This is a genomic window from Bartonella fuyuanensis (genome assembly GCF_014197255.1).
In the GTDB taxonomy this organism is placed as follows: domain Bacteria; phylum Pseudomonadota; class Alphaproteobacteria; order Rhizobiales; family Rhizobiaceae; genus Bartonella; species Bartonella fuyuanensis.
In genome coordinates, this window is record NZ_JACIFE010000005.1 from 50419 (window position 1) to 65133 (window position 14715).

At 36.5% G+C, this 14715-nt stretch carries 11 protein-coding genes; 2 read left to right on the top strand and 9 right to left on the bottom strand.

The features are described 5' to 3' along the window. Positions 1-84 precede the first annotated feature (84 nt). From ugpB to GGR08_RS03525, 4 genes are all read right to left on the bottom strand, one after another. Positions 85-1419, bottom strand: a complete 1335-nt coding sequence (ugpB, locus tag GGR08_RS03510) for a sn-glycerol-3-phosphate ABC transporter substrate-binding protein UgpB (protein WP_183194006.1) — start codon at positions 1417-1419, stop codon at positions 85-87. Between the two features lie 871 nt (positions 1420-2290). Then, positions 2291-3013, bottom strand: coding sequence for a glycerophosphodiester phosphodiesterase (locus GGR08_RS03515; protein ID WP_183194007.1), 723 nt, complete (start codon positions 3011-3013; stop codon positions 2291-2293). A 166-nt stretch (positions 3014-3179) separates the two neighbouring features. Further along, on the bottom strand, positions 3180-4736 hold the full coding sequence (gene guaA / locus GGR08_RS03520) for a glutamine-hydrolyzing GMP synthase (protein WP_183194008.1): 1557 nt from the start codon (positions 4734-4736) through the stop codon (positions 3180-3182). Positions 4737-4863: 127 nt separating this feature from the next. Continuing rightward, a complete protein-coding gene (locus GGR08_RS03525) occupies positions 4864-6156 on the bottom strand; it encodes an RsmB/NOP family class I SAM-dependent RNA methyltransferase (RefSeq protein WP_183194009.1) in 1293 nt (430 codons plus the stop codon). A 399-nt stretch (positions 6157-6555) separates the two neighbouring features. On the opposite strand from GGR08_RS03525, the gene GGR08_RS03530 reads away from it, so the two are divergent. Next, positions 6556-6702 carry a hypothetical protein gene (locus GGR08_RS03530; RefSeq protein ID WP_183194010.1) on the top strand — a complete coding sequence of 49 codons (147 nt, stop codon included), beginning with the start codon at positions 6556-6558 and terminating at the stop codon, positions 6700-6702. Positions 6703-6863: 161 nt separating this feature from the next. Here GGR08_RS03530 and guaB read toward each other — a convergent pair whose 3' ends face one another. The 3 genes from guaB to GGR08_RS03545 all read right to left on the bottom strand — a co-directional run bounded on the left by guaB (position 6864) and on the right by GGR08_RS03545 (position 11868). Next, positions 6864-8363, bottom strand: a complete 1500-nt coding sequence (gene guaB / locus GGR08_RS03535; RefSeq protein ID WP_183194011.1) for an IMP dehydrogenase — start codon at positions 8361-8363, stop codon at positions 6864-6866. 148 nt (positions 8364-8511) lie between these two features. After that, positions 8512-10083: a phospholipase D family protein gene (locus GGR08_RS03540; RefSeq protein ID WP_183194012.1), complete on the bottom strand. Its 1572-nt coding sequence runs from the start codon at positions 10081-10083 to the stop codon at positions 8512-8514. Positions 10084-10488: 405 nt separating this feature from the next. After that, the gene (locus GGR08_RS03545) at positions 10489-11868 is read right to left on the bottom strand and encodes a sigma-54-dependent transcriptional regulator (RefSeq protein ID WP_183194013.1); all 1380 of its coding nucleotides are present in this window, start codon (positions 11866-11868) and stop codon (positions 10489-10491) included. Positions 11869-12121: 253 nt separating this feature from the next. Between GGR08_RS03545 and omp10 the strand changes: the two genes are divergently transcribed. After that, positions 12122-12481, top strand: a complete 360-nt coding sequence (gene omp10 / locus GGR08_RS03550) for an outer membrane lipoprotein Omp10 (RefSeq protein WP_183194014.1) — start codon at positions 12122-12124, stop codon at positions 12479-12481. Positions 12482-12757: 276 nt separating this feature from the next. Here the strand turns inward: omp10 and GGR08_RS03555 are convergent, their stop codons facing one another. Further along, positions 12758-13750 carry a KpsF/GutQ family sugar-phosphate isomerase gene (locus GGR08_RS03555; protein ID WP_183194015.1) on the bottom strand — a complete coding sequence of 331 codons (993 nt, stop codon included), beginning with the start codon at positions 13748-13750 and terminating at the stop codon, positions 12758-12760. 39 nt (positions 13751-13789) lie between these two features. Then, complete coding sequence (locus tag GGR08_RS03560) at positions 13790-14680, bottom strand: sugar phosphate nucleotidyltransferase (protein ID WP_183194016.1); 891 nt, start codon at positions 14678-14680, stop codon at positions 13790-13792. Positions 14681-14715 lie beyond the last annotated feature (35 nt).

Consider the following 14715-nt stretch of genomic DNA (forward strand, 5'->3'; position numbering starts at 1 on the left):
TTTAAACGTAGAGACTTTAAAAAGATAAACAAAAAGGACCCAACTGTTTTTGTTGAGTCTTTAATATTTAACAATAAAATGGAATTAATGATTGGATTTTTGAAATTCACGCAAAAGTTTATTTCCACGTTCAACAGCCTCATCTAAACCCTCTTTCGGTGTCTTTGAACCACTAAGAACAGCTTCCAACCCTTGATCAAGAATGGTACGTATCTGTGGTAAATTACCAAATCTTATACCTTTTGAGTTAACTGTGGGCGGATTAAGATTAATCTGTTTGATAGCTATATCAGCACCTGGTGTTTTTTCATAGAAATGCTGTTTTTTGCTCAATTCATAAACCGCTTTTGTGGTTGGAAGATAACCTGTTTTCTGATGCCATTTTGCTTGATTTTCTGTTTTTGAAAGAAACTTGAGAAAAGCAGCTGCTCCAGCATATTCCTTTAGAGTGTGACCCCTAAATGCCCATATAGAAGCGCCTCCAATAACTGAATTTTGTGGTGCTCCTTCCGCATCATTATAGTGCGGCAGCATACCAACTCCCACATTAAACTGAGCTTCAGAAACAATTCCAGCCTGTGATCCTGAAGATTGCATAAAAATCGCACAATCTTGTGACATAAACATTGCTGTTGAATCTAATGCTCCCGCAGAACCACCATAGCGGAAAATACCTTGATCAAACCACTTTTTCAGGTCAGTCCACATACGCACTTGCAAAGGCCCATTAAATGTAAGTTCTGAATCAAGTCCCTTAAAGCCATTTTCCTTTGTTCCAAAAGGAACATTATGCAACGCTGAAAAATTTTCTATACCAATCCATTGAGCTGCATAAGCCATTGTGAAACCACAAGTTGCAGCTTTAGTTTCAAGAATTTTTTTAGAAAAATCTTCTATATCCTGCCATGTTCTAGGAGGTTGATCCGGATCAAGTCCCGCTTTTTTAAAGATGTCTTTGTTGTAATAAAGGATTGGTGTTGAAATATTGAATGGCATAGAAACTATGCGCCCCTGTTCATCGGAATAATAATCACTAATAGCAGGAAAATAATCTGTAGGATCGAATTCTTGCTTTGTGTCAGCCATCAGTTGATAAAACGGATAGATTGCCTCCTTCGCGGCCATTATAGTTCCAGTACCAACATCATAAATTTGGGCGAGTACTGGTTGTTTTTTTCCACGAAATGCTGCAATGAGCGAAATTAAACTCTCCTCATACTCACCGTGAAATGAAGGAACAACTTTATATTCAGATTGGCTTGCATTAAAATCGTTAATGAGTTTTTTAGTTTGCTTTCCTAATTCACCACTCATAGAATGCCAAAAACTGATTTTTGTCTGTGCAAAACCTGCTGTCATTCCCGCTATTGTCATTATGACAGCAACTGTAACCGTTATGGAAAGATAAAAACGCTTCATAGTTCACCCTTTCTGAAGTGATGGAATACAGACTACCCCTAAATTATAGTATTACATATGCACACGTTATGACAATTTTATTTCAGAAATATATCTTCATTTAAACAAGAACCACCAAAAGGTCAAATGAATTTGTTCAGATTTATTCATTTTCTTTACATAAACTTTCTTCTTGGATTAATGAGATACCCACTTACAAATATCTGCATTTACTTTTTAAAAAAGGATTATTTATTCTTTTTAATTTTCGGTTTATTATTTTAACATAATGTTAGTTTTGCATTTAATGAAGAGACAAATAGACTTTTCCTTAAAATTAAGAAAATTATTTTGAAAGGTTTATTATCCCCCTTCCCTTTAATGGGATGACATTCCTCATGCAAAATAAAATAACATTGTATTATCAATTTTCATGCTGTAAAAAATCTTTCAATGCATCCATATCTGTTGCATGACAGCTCCGATGAAATATAATATTCAAGCCTCTCTGATAAAGTGTAGAAGACTTTTTGTACTCCATCATTTTTACACTTTATCAAAGTGCAAAACAGCCCTGTTATATGCGCTCCTAATGCTTCAACAAGCCTTGCATTTGAATGAATATTTTTATTCTTTTCTCAACGGCTTTTTATTAACTACACACCAACCTTATTTGATAATATGTAAGAAAATGATTTTTATTGATTTATCGTAAAAAAATTGAAATAAAAGAAATTCATGTATTAAGTTCTCTCACCGAACATGGAAAACTATTAAGTTATCTTTATTAATTAATACATTATTGTCACATATAAGAAAATAATTCTTGCTTTCTCCTATTAAGCTGGCTTTATGAAAGTACAGAAATTTCTTTATATAAGATATATATTTTTTACCTGTGTGCACGCAATTGCAATGCAAGGTCAGGTTGATCTGTCGTAATATAATGTACAGGCATATCAAGCCAATGTGATAATCGAGCTTTTCCATTAATCGTCCAGACTCCTACAGTAAAATCAGCCGCAAGAGCTGATTCAATAAAGTTCTGTGAAACTATAGAGCCATCTAAACTTAGATCGGAATAACCCAATTGTTTCCATTCAGAAAAATGATGGTACATATCACCTTCAAAATTATCAACACATGGACCAGATGGTATTCCTTCTTCAATAAAAGGGCGAAGGACCAAAGGATCAAAACTAATTGCAGAAACCCGTTCTGATAAATTTCGGCTTTTTATTAGCGCAAGCGCTTTTTGGGATAATATTGTTTCACGCTCTACTTCACCACATGTTTTGATTTCAAGATGCAACGCAACATTAGTTGGTGCTAAAAGATCAAGCACTTCTTCTAATAAGGGAGGTGCTTCTCGGCTTCCCTTCACCTGGAGTTGTTTGCGTGTTTCATTATCAATGTCGTGAATATAGCCCCTTTTACCAACCAATTGGTTTAGACAGAAATCGTGAAAAACAACCACTTCACCGCTCTTCAGCAAATGAATGTCGCATTCAATTTCATCAACATTTAACGCTATAGCGTTATTAAATGCTGAAAGGGTATTTTCAGGATAAAGATAAGCTCCACCACGGTGTGCAACAATCTTTTTCTCAGACATGTAAAATTTCACACTTCTCAAATTTAAATAATATTGACGAACAAACTCCAGATAAAGACTTATATCATGTGAAAATGCACTATCATTTTTTAATTTTTTCTACACTTTTCTGAATATTAAGCTCTCAATTATATTTTATTCTTAAAAAGTTTATCCTTCATTTCAATTATTCCCACTCAATGGTACCAGGAGGCTTTGAGGTTATATCATAGACAACACGATTAATTCCTCTAACTTCATTAATAATGCGTGCTGCTGTCTTACCTAAAAACGCCATATCATGAGGATAAAAATCAGCGGTCATTCCATCTACAGATATAACAGCGCGTAGAGCACAAACAAATTCATAAGTCCGACCATCTCCCATCACACCAACAGTTTGAACGGGAAGAAGAACAGCAAAAGCTTGCCAAATTTCATCATAAAGACCAGACTTACAGATTTCCTCAAGATAAATAGCATCTGCTTCACGTAAAATTTCTAATTTTTCACGTGTTACAGCACCTGGACATCGAATTGCAAGACCAGGACCAGGAAAAGGATGACGGCTAATAAACTGCTCCGGCAACCCTAATTCCCGCCCCAGTGCGCGAACCTCATCCTTAAAGAGCTCACGCAACGGTTCTACAAGTTTCATATTCATCTGTTCTGGTAATCCTCCCACATTATGATGACTTTTAATGGTTACTGATTTACCAATAGCAGACACACTCTCAATAACATCCGGATAAAGTGTTCCTTGTGCTAAAAACTCTGCACCTCCTATTTTTTTAGTTTCTTCTTCAAAAACATCAATAAAAAGCCGCCCAATTGTTTTACGTTTTTTTTCTGGATCTGTCTCACCTACCAAAGCATTAAGAAACACACTAGCAGCATTCACGTGAATAAGTTCTATATTATAGTGATCGTGGAATAATGTAAGAACTTCCTGAACTTCATTCTTCCGCATAAATCCATGATCTACCAAAATACATGTCAGTTGATCTCCTATAGCTTCATGAAGGAGTACCGCTACAACAGATGAGTCTACTCCACCTGAAAGACCACAAATCACACGACTTTTCCCAACTTGCTGTCGTATTGTAGCAATCGCCTGCTCACGATAAGAAGCCATTGACCAATTTCCTTTAATAGCAGAGATCTTATGAATAAAATTTTGCAAAAGTTTTGTACCATCTGGTGTATGGATCACTTCAGGATGGAATTGGACCGCATAAAAATGTCTTTTCTCATCAGCAATAGCTGCATAGGGAGCACCTTTTGAAGCTCCTATAACACGAAAACCTTCTGGTAAAGCTGCCACACGATCACCATGGCTCATCCATACTTGATAACAAGAACCCTTTTTCCACACTCCCTCAAAAAGTGCACTCTCTTCTTGTACTTCCAAAAAAGCGCGCCCAAATTCACGCTCATGTCCAGCTTCAACCTTTCCGCCAAGCTGAACACACATGACTTGCTCACCATAGCAAATACCAAGAATCGGAATACCTGCCTCAAAAATTTCCATTGGAACACGCGGTGAATCTTTATCCATAACAGAATAAGGACTCCCTGACAAAACGACTGCTTTAGGGGTTACATCCTTAATAGCTTTTAAAGCCAATTGAAAAGGAACAATTTCACAGTATATCCCCATTGCTCGCACCCGTCGTGCAATAAGTTGTGTAACTTGTGAACCAAAGTCAATAATAAGAACAGTTTCTGAATGTGATATGCTCATAAAAAAACCAATCAACAATTATAAAAGAGGACTAATAAGATTTATGATTCAATCTTTCTCTTTTCACAAGCCTGTTTTCGTAAGAAAAAGATTATTCTTGTAAAATTTATGACAAAAAATGCAAAAATTATGTCTCAATGTTTTTTTGCAATACAGATAAAAAGAAACCATCCGTTTGTGTTGTTGCGGGTGATAAAGTAAGTCCATAATCTGAAAAGACTGGTTGCACAGGAGAAAAACTAAAATGCTTCTGCCAAAGGGCCTGCATATCTATTGGATAAAAATGAGAATGTTGTTGAAGGAAATGGAAAATTTGTTCCTCATTTTCATCTGCAAAAAGAGAACAAGTAATATAGATTAAACGCCCTTTTGGCTTAAGATAAGCTATAGCTTCATTCAAAATAGCCCACTGTTCTGTTTGGCGTTGTTTTACCTGTTCTAATGTTAAACGCCATTTCGCATCTGGACGACGACGCCATGTTCCTGTGCCACTACATGGTACGTCCAGTAAAACTCTATCCATCTGACCTGTTAATGGCTTTAATTCTTCTCTTTGCGCCCGTATTTGTACATTACGAACACCCGCGCGTCGGAGACGATCAAAAATAGAAGCTAAGCGCGCTTTATCAGAATCATAAGCATAAATTTGCCCACGATTGTTCATATCGGAAGCTAAAGCTAATGTCTTTCCACCAGCACCTGCACAATAATCCAATACCTGCATGCTTTCTTGCGCTTCTACAAGATGAGCAACAATTTGAGATCCTAAATCCTGTATTTCAAAATATCCTTTTCGAAAAGCTGGTTCAACGTGAACATTAGGATGACGGTTAAACCTTTCAATCGGTGCAATTCTTAAAGCTTGTTGAAACCATGATAGAGCTTGAGATTTAGTTTTTGCTAATTCTCTCAGCACTTTCTTTGGTGTTGCCTTTAGAGTATTGACTCGCAAATCTAAAGAAGGACGAGTTGCTAACGCAGCAGCTTCAGTGATCCAATTATCGCCAAATAAAGGCTGTAGATGTGCCTGACACCATCGGGGAATATCACCACGAATATAATCTGGTGCATCCACTAATTGCCTCCTTTGCCACGATTGGCGTTGTTTATCCTCTAATAATTGCGGAGCAAACCGATCTCCTTCTAACGCACTATCTATTTGCTCTAATGTCATTTTTCCAGTATCTAATAAGGTAGCAAAAACAATATTTTGAATATCATCACTCTGCATACGCCATTGCAAAGAATATCGTCTTCTTAAAACATCATAAACAATTGTACTAATAGCTGCGCGATCATCTGCTCCTGCAAAGCGATGTGAAAGCCCCCAGTCCTTTAAAGTTTCTCTTACTGGACGATGTCTAACTTCTATCTCTTTGAGAACATCGATTGCTGCTTGTAAACGCCCACCTAATCGCATTCATTTCTCCCATTAAATGATATCAGCTTCTTATTACAAAATGAAATTTTCTCAAAACCATCAAAAATTTAAATTCAATATTTAAATGATCTGGCTATACTTTATTTATTAAGATCGAATTTAGAGTTATTAGATTTTTCCTTTCATCTTCTATCCATCTGCTTTTTATCCTGCTAAAATACATAAAATGCCCTCACACTAAAAGATACACTGCTGGCCATAAAGAACTTCTTTTCACTATAAATTACGAAAAAAATAAAAAACTTCTAAATAAGATTAGATAAGTTCAATTTTATGCTCAGCAAAAAATTAACTTTTTAGAAAATACTTGGAACCACTATTTGGTATGACCGTTTTTACTATACTGGCAACTGCCAGATAATTTAAAAGGAGAAAATAATGACTTATAACAATGCAAAAACAACTTCATCTAAAAGCCGTAACAATACAATGCCCTCAGACAATGGAAAGAAATCCATTCAAAGTGATCAGACAAATACTCGCCAACGTGCGTCCAAGACAGGACGGAAGACAACAAAAAGTTAATTCTAATTTTATATAGTCTTCCAGAAAGAATTAGAGGTTAAAACTCTAATTCTTTCTTTTCTAGATTATTACTCCAAATCACACAAAAAAAGCTTAGAATCTCTCCTTTGTTTGCAGGAGATTTTACTATCTATGCGATATGACGCTAGGCTCTTATTCCTTTAAACAGGCTCACGATAATTTGGACTCTCCCGTGTGATAGAAACATCATGCGTATGGCTTTCATGGAGTCCCGCATTAGTAATACGGACAAACGTTGCTTTATCACGAAACTCTACGAGATCTTTTGCCCCAACATACCCCATCGAAGCACGGAGTCCACCAGCAAGCTGGTGTAGAACTGATGCTATAGGACCCTTATAAGCCACTTGGCCCTCCACTCCTTCAGGAACCAACTTAAGTTCATCACGAACATCATCTTGAAAATAACGATCAGCCGATCCTCGTGCCATAGCACCAACAGATCCCATACCGCGATAGGCTTTAAAAGATCGACCTTGATAAAGATAAACTTCACCAGGACTTTCTTCTGTACCCGCTAAAAGAGAACCAATCATAGCTGCACAAGCCCCACCAGCTAAAGCTTTAGCAAAATCACCCGAGGCTTTGATCCCACCATCTGCAATTATGGGAATTCCCGCTTTTTCAGCAACTTCTGCAGCATTCATAATGGCTGCAAGTTGAGGTACACCGACACCAGCAACAATACGCGTTGTGCAAATAGAACCGGGACCAATACCAACTTTTACTGCGTCTGCACCACTATCAATCAATGCTTGCGTTGCTTGAGCGGTCGCTACATTCCCAGCAATAACAGCTGGAGAGGAAACCATCCTTTTAATTCGTTCAACAGTTTCTAGCACACGTTGAGAATGTCCATGCGCTGTATCAATGACCAGAACATCAACACCTGCATCAATGAGGCGTTCTGCACGTTCAATCCCATCATTTCCAACACTACTAGCCGCCGCAGCCCGTAAGCGCCCTTGAGAATCTTTAGCAGCATTTGGATTTAATTTTGCTTTTTCAATATCCTTAACTGTTATCAACCCAACACAACGATTTTGTTCATCCACAACCAATAATTTTTCAATACGGTGATGATGTAAAAGATATTTCGCTTCATTGAGCTGGACATTTTCACGCACTGTAATTAAATTTTCATGCGTCATTAATTCATAAATTTTTTGTTTTGGATCTGATGCAAAACGCACATCCCTATTGGTCAAAATGCCAACAAGTCGTCCTGCTGTCTCACCTTTCACACTATTTTCAACAACCGGAATACCCGAAATTCTATGAGAGCGCATTAAAGCTTGCGCTTCTTCAAGTGTTGCATCTGGTCCAATTGTGACTGGATTAACAACCATACCAGATTCAAACTTTTTCACTTGGCGTACTTCTTCTGCCTGCTCTGCCGGAGACATATTACGATGAATCACTCCAAGACCACCAGCTTGAGCCATAGCAATTGCCAAACGCGATTCTGTTACCGTATCCATTGCAGCAGAAAGCAATGGCAAATTGAGCTTAATATCAGCTGCAATGCACGTCCTGAGATCCACTTGGCTAGGCATAACAAGAGAATAACCGGGCTGTAAAAGTACATCATCAAAAGTCAGTGCTAAAGCACCTGTTCCCGTTTCAATAATCTTTGCCATAGCAAAATTCCCTTTATAATAAAATACTGCAAGGAGTTTAAAATACAATTGTGGTTCTCGTACATGGTAGATTGGCAAGAAATTATGCCATGCTACAAATAAAATGAAAAGAAAAATAAATATTTTTTAAAAAGTGGTTTATAAAAATTTACAATTGTGATTCAATAGGTAGCCAACTTATTATTCTTGCAAATACCCGGCGCCAAAAATTGCTTTCTGGTTCACAATCAATGCTATACTGTTTTTTATTTTCGATAAAATCCCAATAAATACGATTATTATCACCAAGACGAAGATGATAACTCATTTCTCCTGTTGTTTCTTCGGAAAACAACAAATCTAACCTCGCTGTAATAGGAGCACATTCAAAAAGAATTCCCATTTCTGTGTTTAATGCTGCCGATCTAGGATCAAAGTTTAAAGATCCAATAAAAGCTGTTTTACGATCAACTAAAAAAGCTTTGGTGTGTAAACTGGCTTTACTCGATCGAAACAATCGTAACCCATGGATGTTGCCTTCCGCTTTTAATTCATAAAGCTTAACACCACTTTTCAACAGTGCCTTACGATATGCTACATAACCACCATGCACCAATGCCACATCAGTTGCTGCTAAGGAATTCGTGAGAATTTTAACATCAACACCCTTTGAAACCAACTTACTAAAATTCTGTGTACCAACCTTGCCAGGAACAAAATAAGGTGACGTAATCTGAACTGTTTTTTGGGCATTTCCAATAACCGTTGAGAGTGCTTTCATAAGCCAATTGCTTGCTTTTTTACGCAATACTTTTTCTGGAGGATCAGAAAGAACAACAACTTTTTCTGCTAAAAATAACCGCTTTCCTATTTGGATAAAACAATCAAAATTAATGTGCTCTTTTACATAATCTAAATAAACTTTTGCAGCCTTAGAATCTCGAAATTTTCTTAATTTATCTTTCCAATGGCTAAGGTCACTTGCGCTTTTAGGAACAACCAAAGTATGAATTGGCAAAACAACAGCGCTATTCCAAAAATCATCAAAGATACTTTCCACTTTTTTAACTGAGGGACCGATTAGCATCAAATCTAAATCTCTAAAATGGGATTCTTCATCAGCATCAAAATAAGAATCTGCAAGATTACGCCCTCCTACAAAAGCAATCCTGCCATCAACAATAAAAGCTTTATTATGCATTCTACGTGTTACAGTAATTGCCCGTAACATAATTTCTAAACCACGGCGTAACCCACCTTTACGAGATCGCCCTGGATTAAACATTCTCACCTCAATATGAGGGTGTTTATCTAGTGCAATATAAGCTGGATCACGTGCCTGAGCATTAATATCATCCAAAAGAAGCCGTACCCGTACACCCCGATCAGCTGCCTCAACTATTTCACTTAATAATAAGCGCCCCGTTAAATCATCGTCCCAAATATAATACATCAAATCAAGGCTACGCCCAGCCTCTGCAGCTCCGATTGCACGAACACAAAACGCATCCAAATTACTGATAATGAGGGAAAGAGCATCTTTATCAATCCCCAATCCATTTTCTTTCTCAGCTAATTGACTGACGAGACGATCAAGCTTGGTTTCATCTTTCTTAATAGGCAACGCATACGAACATTCCCCCTTAGCACTTTTCACAAAACGCCCATATGTGTAAATCGCTAACATAGATGCAACAAAAAAAAAGAGGATAAAACCAATAACAATCTGCAAAAGAGTCAAAGAGGATAAACTTTCTATTTTTAAGCTATCGTATCACCAATAATACTAACGATAATACTAAAACTAATCATTTTATCTTAATCGTGCAGCAGATAATAATGCTATTTTTTGCTTAAGAGAATATAAACTTAATATTTATGATGCAAAAATTTTAGCTGTAATACCTAAAAACTAAAAAATTCCTCTTAGATTTGATAATGCAAACTTAACTAAAGTAGTATCAATTGAAACAAAAAGTCAAAATAATTAAATAAAATTTATATTTGATTAGCTATAAAATCATCCTCAATACATAAACTTTACAATAAATAATTGCTTGCTTAAGTATCTCTCCACGGTTTTTATCAAAAGCCACTCTATTTTCTGAAAATCATGCTTTTCATGAAAAGAAATCTGTTATAAATTCTATTTCCATTCTTGATTTCTTATTGCTCTCAATTCTTCCATTTTTCTATAAAGTGTAGAGCGACCGATATGAAGGCGGCGCGCAATCTCACTCATATGTCCTTTATAATGTTTAACTGCTTTCTCGATAATATCATGTTCCATTTCTGCAAAAGTACGCACATGTCCATCAGTATTCAAAAATTGGATCGATTCTTGTTCATTATCTTCTTGCATATCACCCTCAATGATATTAGGAGCATTCATTAATGAACTTCCCATTAATTGGGGAAAATCTCGAACAGTTAATAATGGTCCTTCACTGAGTAAAATCGCACGAAATAAAAATTTTTCAAGTTCATTTCTATTGCCAGGCCAATCATACTGCATAAGTAAAGACAGAGCCGAACCTGCTAAACCATGGACATGTGATCGCCCTGTTTCCGCAATAATGTGATCAATCAAACATTGTGTAATCTCTGGAAAATCATCCCTTAATTCTCGTAAAGCAGGAACGCTAACAGACAAATGAGAAAATTGTTCAAACAAACTATGCAAAAAAAAGTTCTCTTTAACTAAGTCCTTTAAATGCGATGTTGAAATAGCAATAATCCGAAAAGGAGAAATTTTCCCTTTTGTATCCCTTTCTTTAAGATAATGAGCAAACCGTTTTTGTTGGATGGGCTCAAGTCGATCAATATCACAAAGGCAAAGTGTGCCTTTTTCAAGCGAAGAAACTAATGGTAAAAATTCTTTAAACCATTGTTGTTTTTCCTCTTCTGGATCCACGATAGCTGAACATTGAAAGCGAATAAAAACACCCTCCGAGAATAAGCTCTCATGATGAATAATCCGAGCTAAGGTCTCACGTCCTGTTCCAACTTCACCTTCTATCAAAAGATTCTGTGAAGAAGCCGCTGCTTCTTTCGATTGTTCTAAAACTATCTGCATAACTTTACTTTTTATACAAAGGTCAGAAAACCGTAAATGATTCTCTTTCTTTCGTCGAATATCCCGAACCTCATGCTCCAAAGCTGAAATGAGAGCAAGAACATCCAAAGTAACTCTTACTCGTAATAATGTTACTGGTTGAATCCAATAATCAATAGCTCCGGCTGTTAAAGCTTTCTGGAGTAAATCCTGATTCTCATGTTGTGCTATAACAATAATAGGAACAGAAACACCAGCAACTCTAATCATTTTAATCAAATCGCTTACACTCAAATCGCTCATAACGATATCAAGGAGCGCAAGGACAATGTTTTTACGCCTGTGTAAAAGATCAATCGTACGGAGACCATTTTCTGCTTCAATGACACGATAACCAAAACCTCGGAGCATAGTAGAAAGCTCTATACGCCTTCCATAATCTTCACTCGCAACAAGAATGGGACCAACCATAATGTCAATAATCTCCTTTGAGACTACTCAGCGGCTTAATGTAAAAATTGTTGTAAATCATAAGAAATATTTCACCTCTTGTGTTTCACTTCTGAACTTTGCCAAGCTGTTAATTAAATACAACATTAAGGCATTTTTTTCCATTTTTTTGCTTTTTCATTGATTTTTATCAAATTTTTCATATTGACTCATGGTGTAATTTAATAATGTTATAGCAACTAAAGAGCAAAATAAGCTAAATAGAGTGAAACAAATGAAACATACCTATCATATTTTATGTCTTACAATCACCTCTTGTCTATTAAGTGCCTGTAGCTTTTCGCAATATTATAGCCCAAATATGCCAACTGGAATTGATGGAAAATGGGTTGATGAAAATGGTATTATTTCCTCTTTCCACAACGGTGTTTTTGAAACGCATGCAGCGGATACAGAAGAAAAACTATCAGAAGGAGTATATAATTATCTCAATGCTCAAAATATAGAAATTGAAATACGCTCTATTCTCCGTGGGACAATCTCTAAAGTTCATTGCACAATATCATATGACGCTACACAACTTCTCTGCGCGTCACAGACAGGAGCACAGTTTTTTCTTCAGCGAAAATCTTAAACAAAATATTAATTAAAGCTTCTTTTAAAAGAAGAGAACATACAGACATGAACCAAGAGATGAGCATTTCTCCTCCTGATAGAAATTGCCTTTAAAATAAGCAAAGAAACTCATACAATCTCTATCTGTAGAATTTTCCAAGCAATTGTGTAATGCGTGAAATAATCATTTTCCTCTATAAAATATCAGCAAAGCCACTTCACAATAAAATTACAACTTTGCCTCGTTCAATCTATTTCAATCTAAAAGAACATTTTACTTGATGAGAAATTTAATTTAAGCAGCACCAATGCGTAAAAGATCATGAAAATGAACAATTCCTATCGGTTTCTTATCTTCAACCACGAAAAATGCACCAATATGATGATCATTAATAAAAGCTGTTGCTGCACCAACAAGTGTATTTGGCTTTACAACTTTAGGAGCTTTTGTCATCACTTCATCAACATTAAATTTTGATAAATTAAAATGAATATTACGTGCAAGATCACCATCAGTCACAATGCCGATTAGTTCACCTTTTTGATTCACAACACCAACACAACCAAAATGTTTTTTCACCAAAACATCCATAGCTTCAATCATAGCTGTTCCCTGCATAACCAGAGGAATACTATCACCCTCATGCATAATATCACACACATATTTAAGGTTTGCACCAAGGGAACCACCAGGATGATATATTTTGAAATCCGTTGCAGTAAAACCACGCATTTCTAAAAGAGAAACTGCTAATGCATCGCCCATTGCCAATTGCATAATTGTTGAAGTTGTGGGAGCTAAACCATGGGGGCAAGCTTCTTCTATCTTTGGTAATAATAGAACAATATCAGCTTGTCGTCCTAATACAGAGTACTCACTTGATGTCACTGCAATAAGGGGAATACGAAAACGTGCGGCATAACTCATAATGCCACTTAACTCTTGAGTTTCACCAGACCATGATAAAGCAAGAATAACATCATCAGATCCAATCATACCAAGATCACCATGATTGGCTTCTGCAGCATGAACAAAAAAGGCAGGCGTTCCAGTTGAAGCTAAAGTTGCTGCAATTTTTGTTCCTATATGACCACTTTTCCCAAGACCAGTAATGACTACATGTCCACGGGCATTTCTAATAGTTTGAACAGCCGCTTCAAAAGAAGAAGAAAGACTTCCAAGAAGAGCTGCTTCAAGGGCTTCAAGCCCTTGCTTTTCACTCGCAAGTGTTTTAAGCGCCGATGCAACAGAATCTTGCAAATCCATATAAAGAGATGGTATTGTCATAATTAAATTCGATCAATAAAATTAAATGAGAAATCTATATCATTTCTCAACTTTAATGGTTTCCAATAAATTTTTCAATAAAGCAGAAATGTGACTATGCATATCAGCGCGTGCCAAAGAAAATGCAACGTTAGCTTCAATAAAACCAGCTTTAGAACCGCAATCAAAAGTTCGTCCTTCTAATTGCAAACCCCAAAAATCCTGTTCGTTTGAAAGCCGGATCATAGCATCTGTTAATTGAATTTCATTTCCTGCTCCTCGTTCTTGAGTGGAAAGAATATTAAAAATTTCTGGTTGCAAAATATAACGTCCATTGATGTACAAATTTGATGGCGCCGTTCCTTGCTTTGGTTTTTCTACCATTTTTGTGATTTTAAAACCATTTGCAAGCTGTTTACCTTTTCCAACAATACCATATCTATGGGTTTCTTTAGGATGGCATTCCTGAACTGCTATAATATTTCCTCCTCCCGTTTTTTCATAAAAATCAATCATTTCAGAAAGCCCTCCTTTTTTCGTTTGCATCAACATATCGGGTAATAATAAAGCAAATGGTTCTCCTGAAACTAATTCACGCGCACACCAAAGAGCATGCCCTAATCCCAAAGGTTGCTGTTGTCGTGTGAAGGAAGTCGTACCTGGCAACGGCTGTAAACGATATAAATGCGCAAGATCTTCTTTCTTTCCACATTCAGCAAGTGTCATGTATAACTCAACTTGCGCATCAAAATAGTCTTCAATAACTGCTTTGTTGCGTCCAGTCACAAAAATAAAATGCTCAATACCAGCCTCCCGTGCCTCATCCACAACATATTGAATAACAGGCTTATCAACAATTGTTAGCATTTCTTTAGGAATCGTTTTTGTCGCAGGAAGAAAACGCGTACCAAGACCTGCTACAGGAAATACTGCTTTCCGAATTTTACGCACACTCATCCTCTGCAATGAACTCATAAAACTTCTTT

What these genes read in the sequence shown, in the direction of transcription:
- guaA (WP_183194008.1), bottom strand. Translation starts at nt 4,736, where the DNA reads ATGAGCATATCACATTCAGAAACTGTTCTTATTATTGACTTTGGTTCA.
- GGR08_RS03530 (WP_183194010.1), top strand. Translation starts at nt 6,556, where the DNA reads ATGACTTATAACAATGCAAAAACAACTTCATCTAAAAGCCGTAACAAT.
- omp10 (WP_183194014.1), top strand. Translation starts at nt 12,122, where the DNA reads ATGAAACATACCTATCATATTTTATGTCTTACAATCACCTCTTGTCTA.
- ugpB (WP_183194006.1), bottom strand. Translation starts at nt 1,419, where the DNA reads ATGAAGCGTTTTTATCTTTCCATAACGGTTACAGTTGCTGTCATAATG.
- GGR08_RS03515 (WP_183194007.1), bottom strand. Translation starts at nt 3,013, where the DNA reads ATGTCTGAGAAAAAGATTGTTGCACACCGTGGTGGAGCTTATCTTTAT.
- guaB (WP_183194011.1), bottom strand. Translation starts at nt 8,363, where the DNA reads ATGGCAAAGATTATTGAAACGGGAACAGGTGCTTTAGCACTGACTTTT.
- GGR08_RS03555 (WP_183194015.1), bottom strand. Translation starts at nt 13,750, where the DNA reads ATGACAATACCATCTCTTTATATGGATTTGCAAGATTCTGTTGCATCG.
- GGR08_RS03545 (WP_183194013.1), bottom strand. Translation starts at nt 11,868, where the DNA reads ATGGTTGGTCCCATTCTTGTTGCGAGTGAAGATTATGGAAGGCGTATA.
- GGR08_RS03525 (WP_183194009.1), bottom strand. Translation starts at nt 6,156, where the DNA reads ATGCGATTAGGTGGGCGTTTACAAGCAGCAATCGATGTTCTCAAAGAG.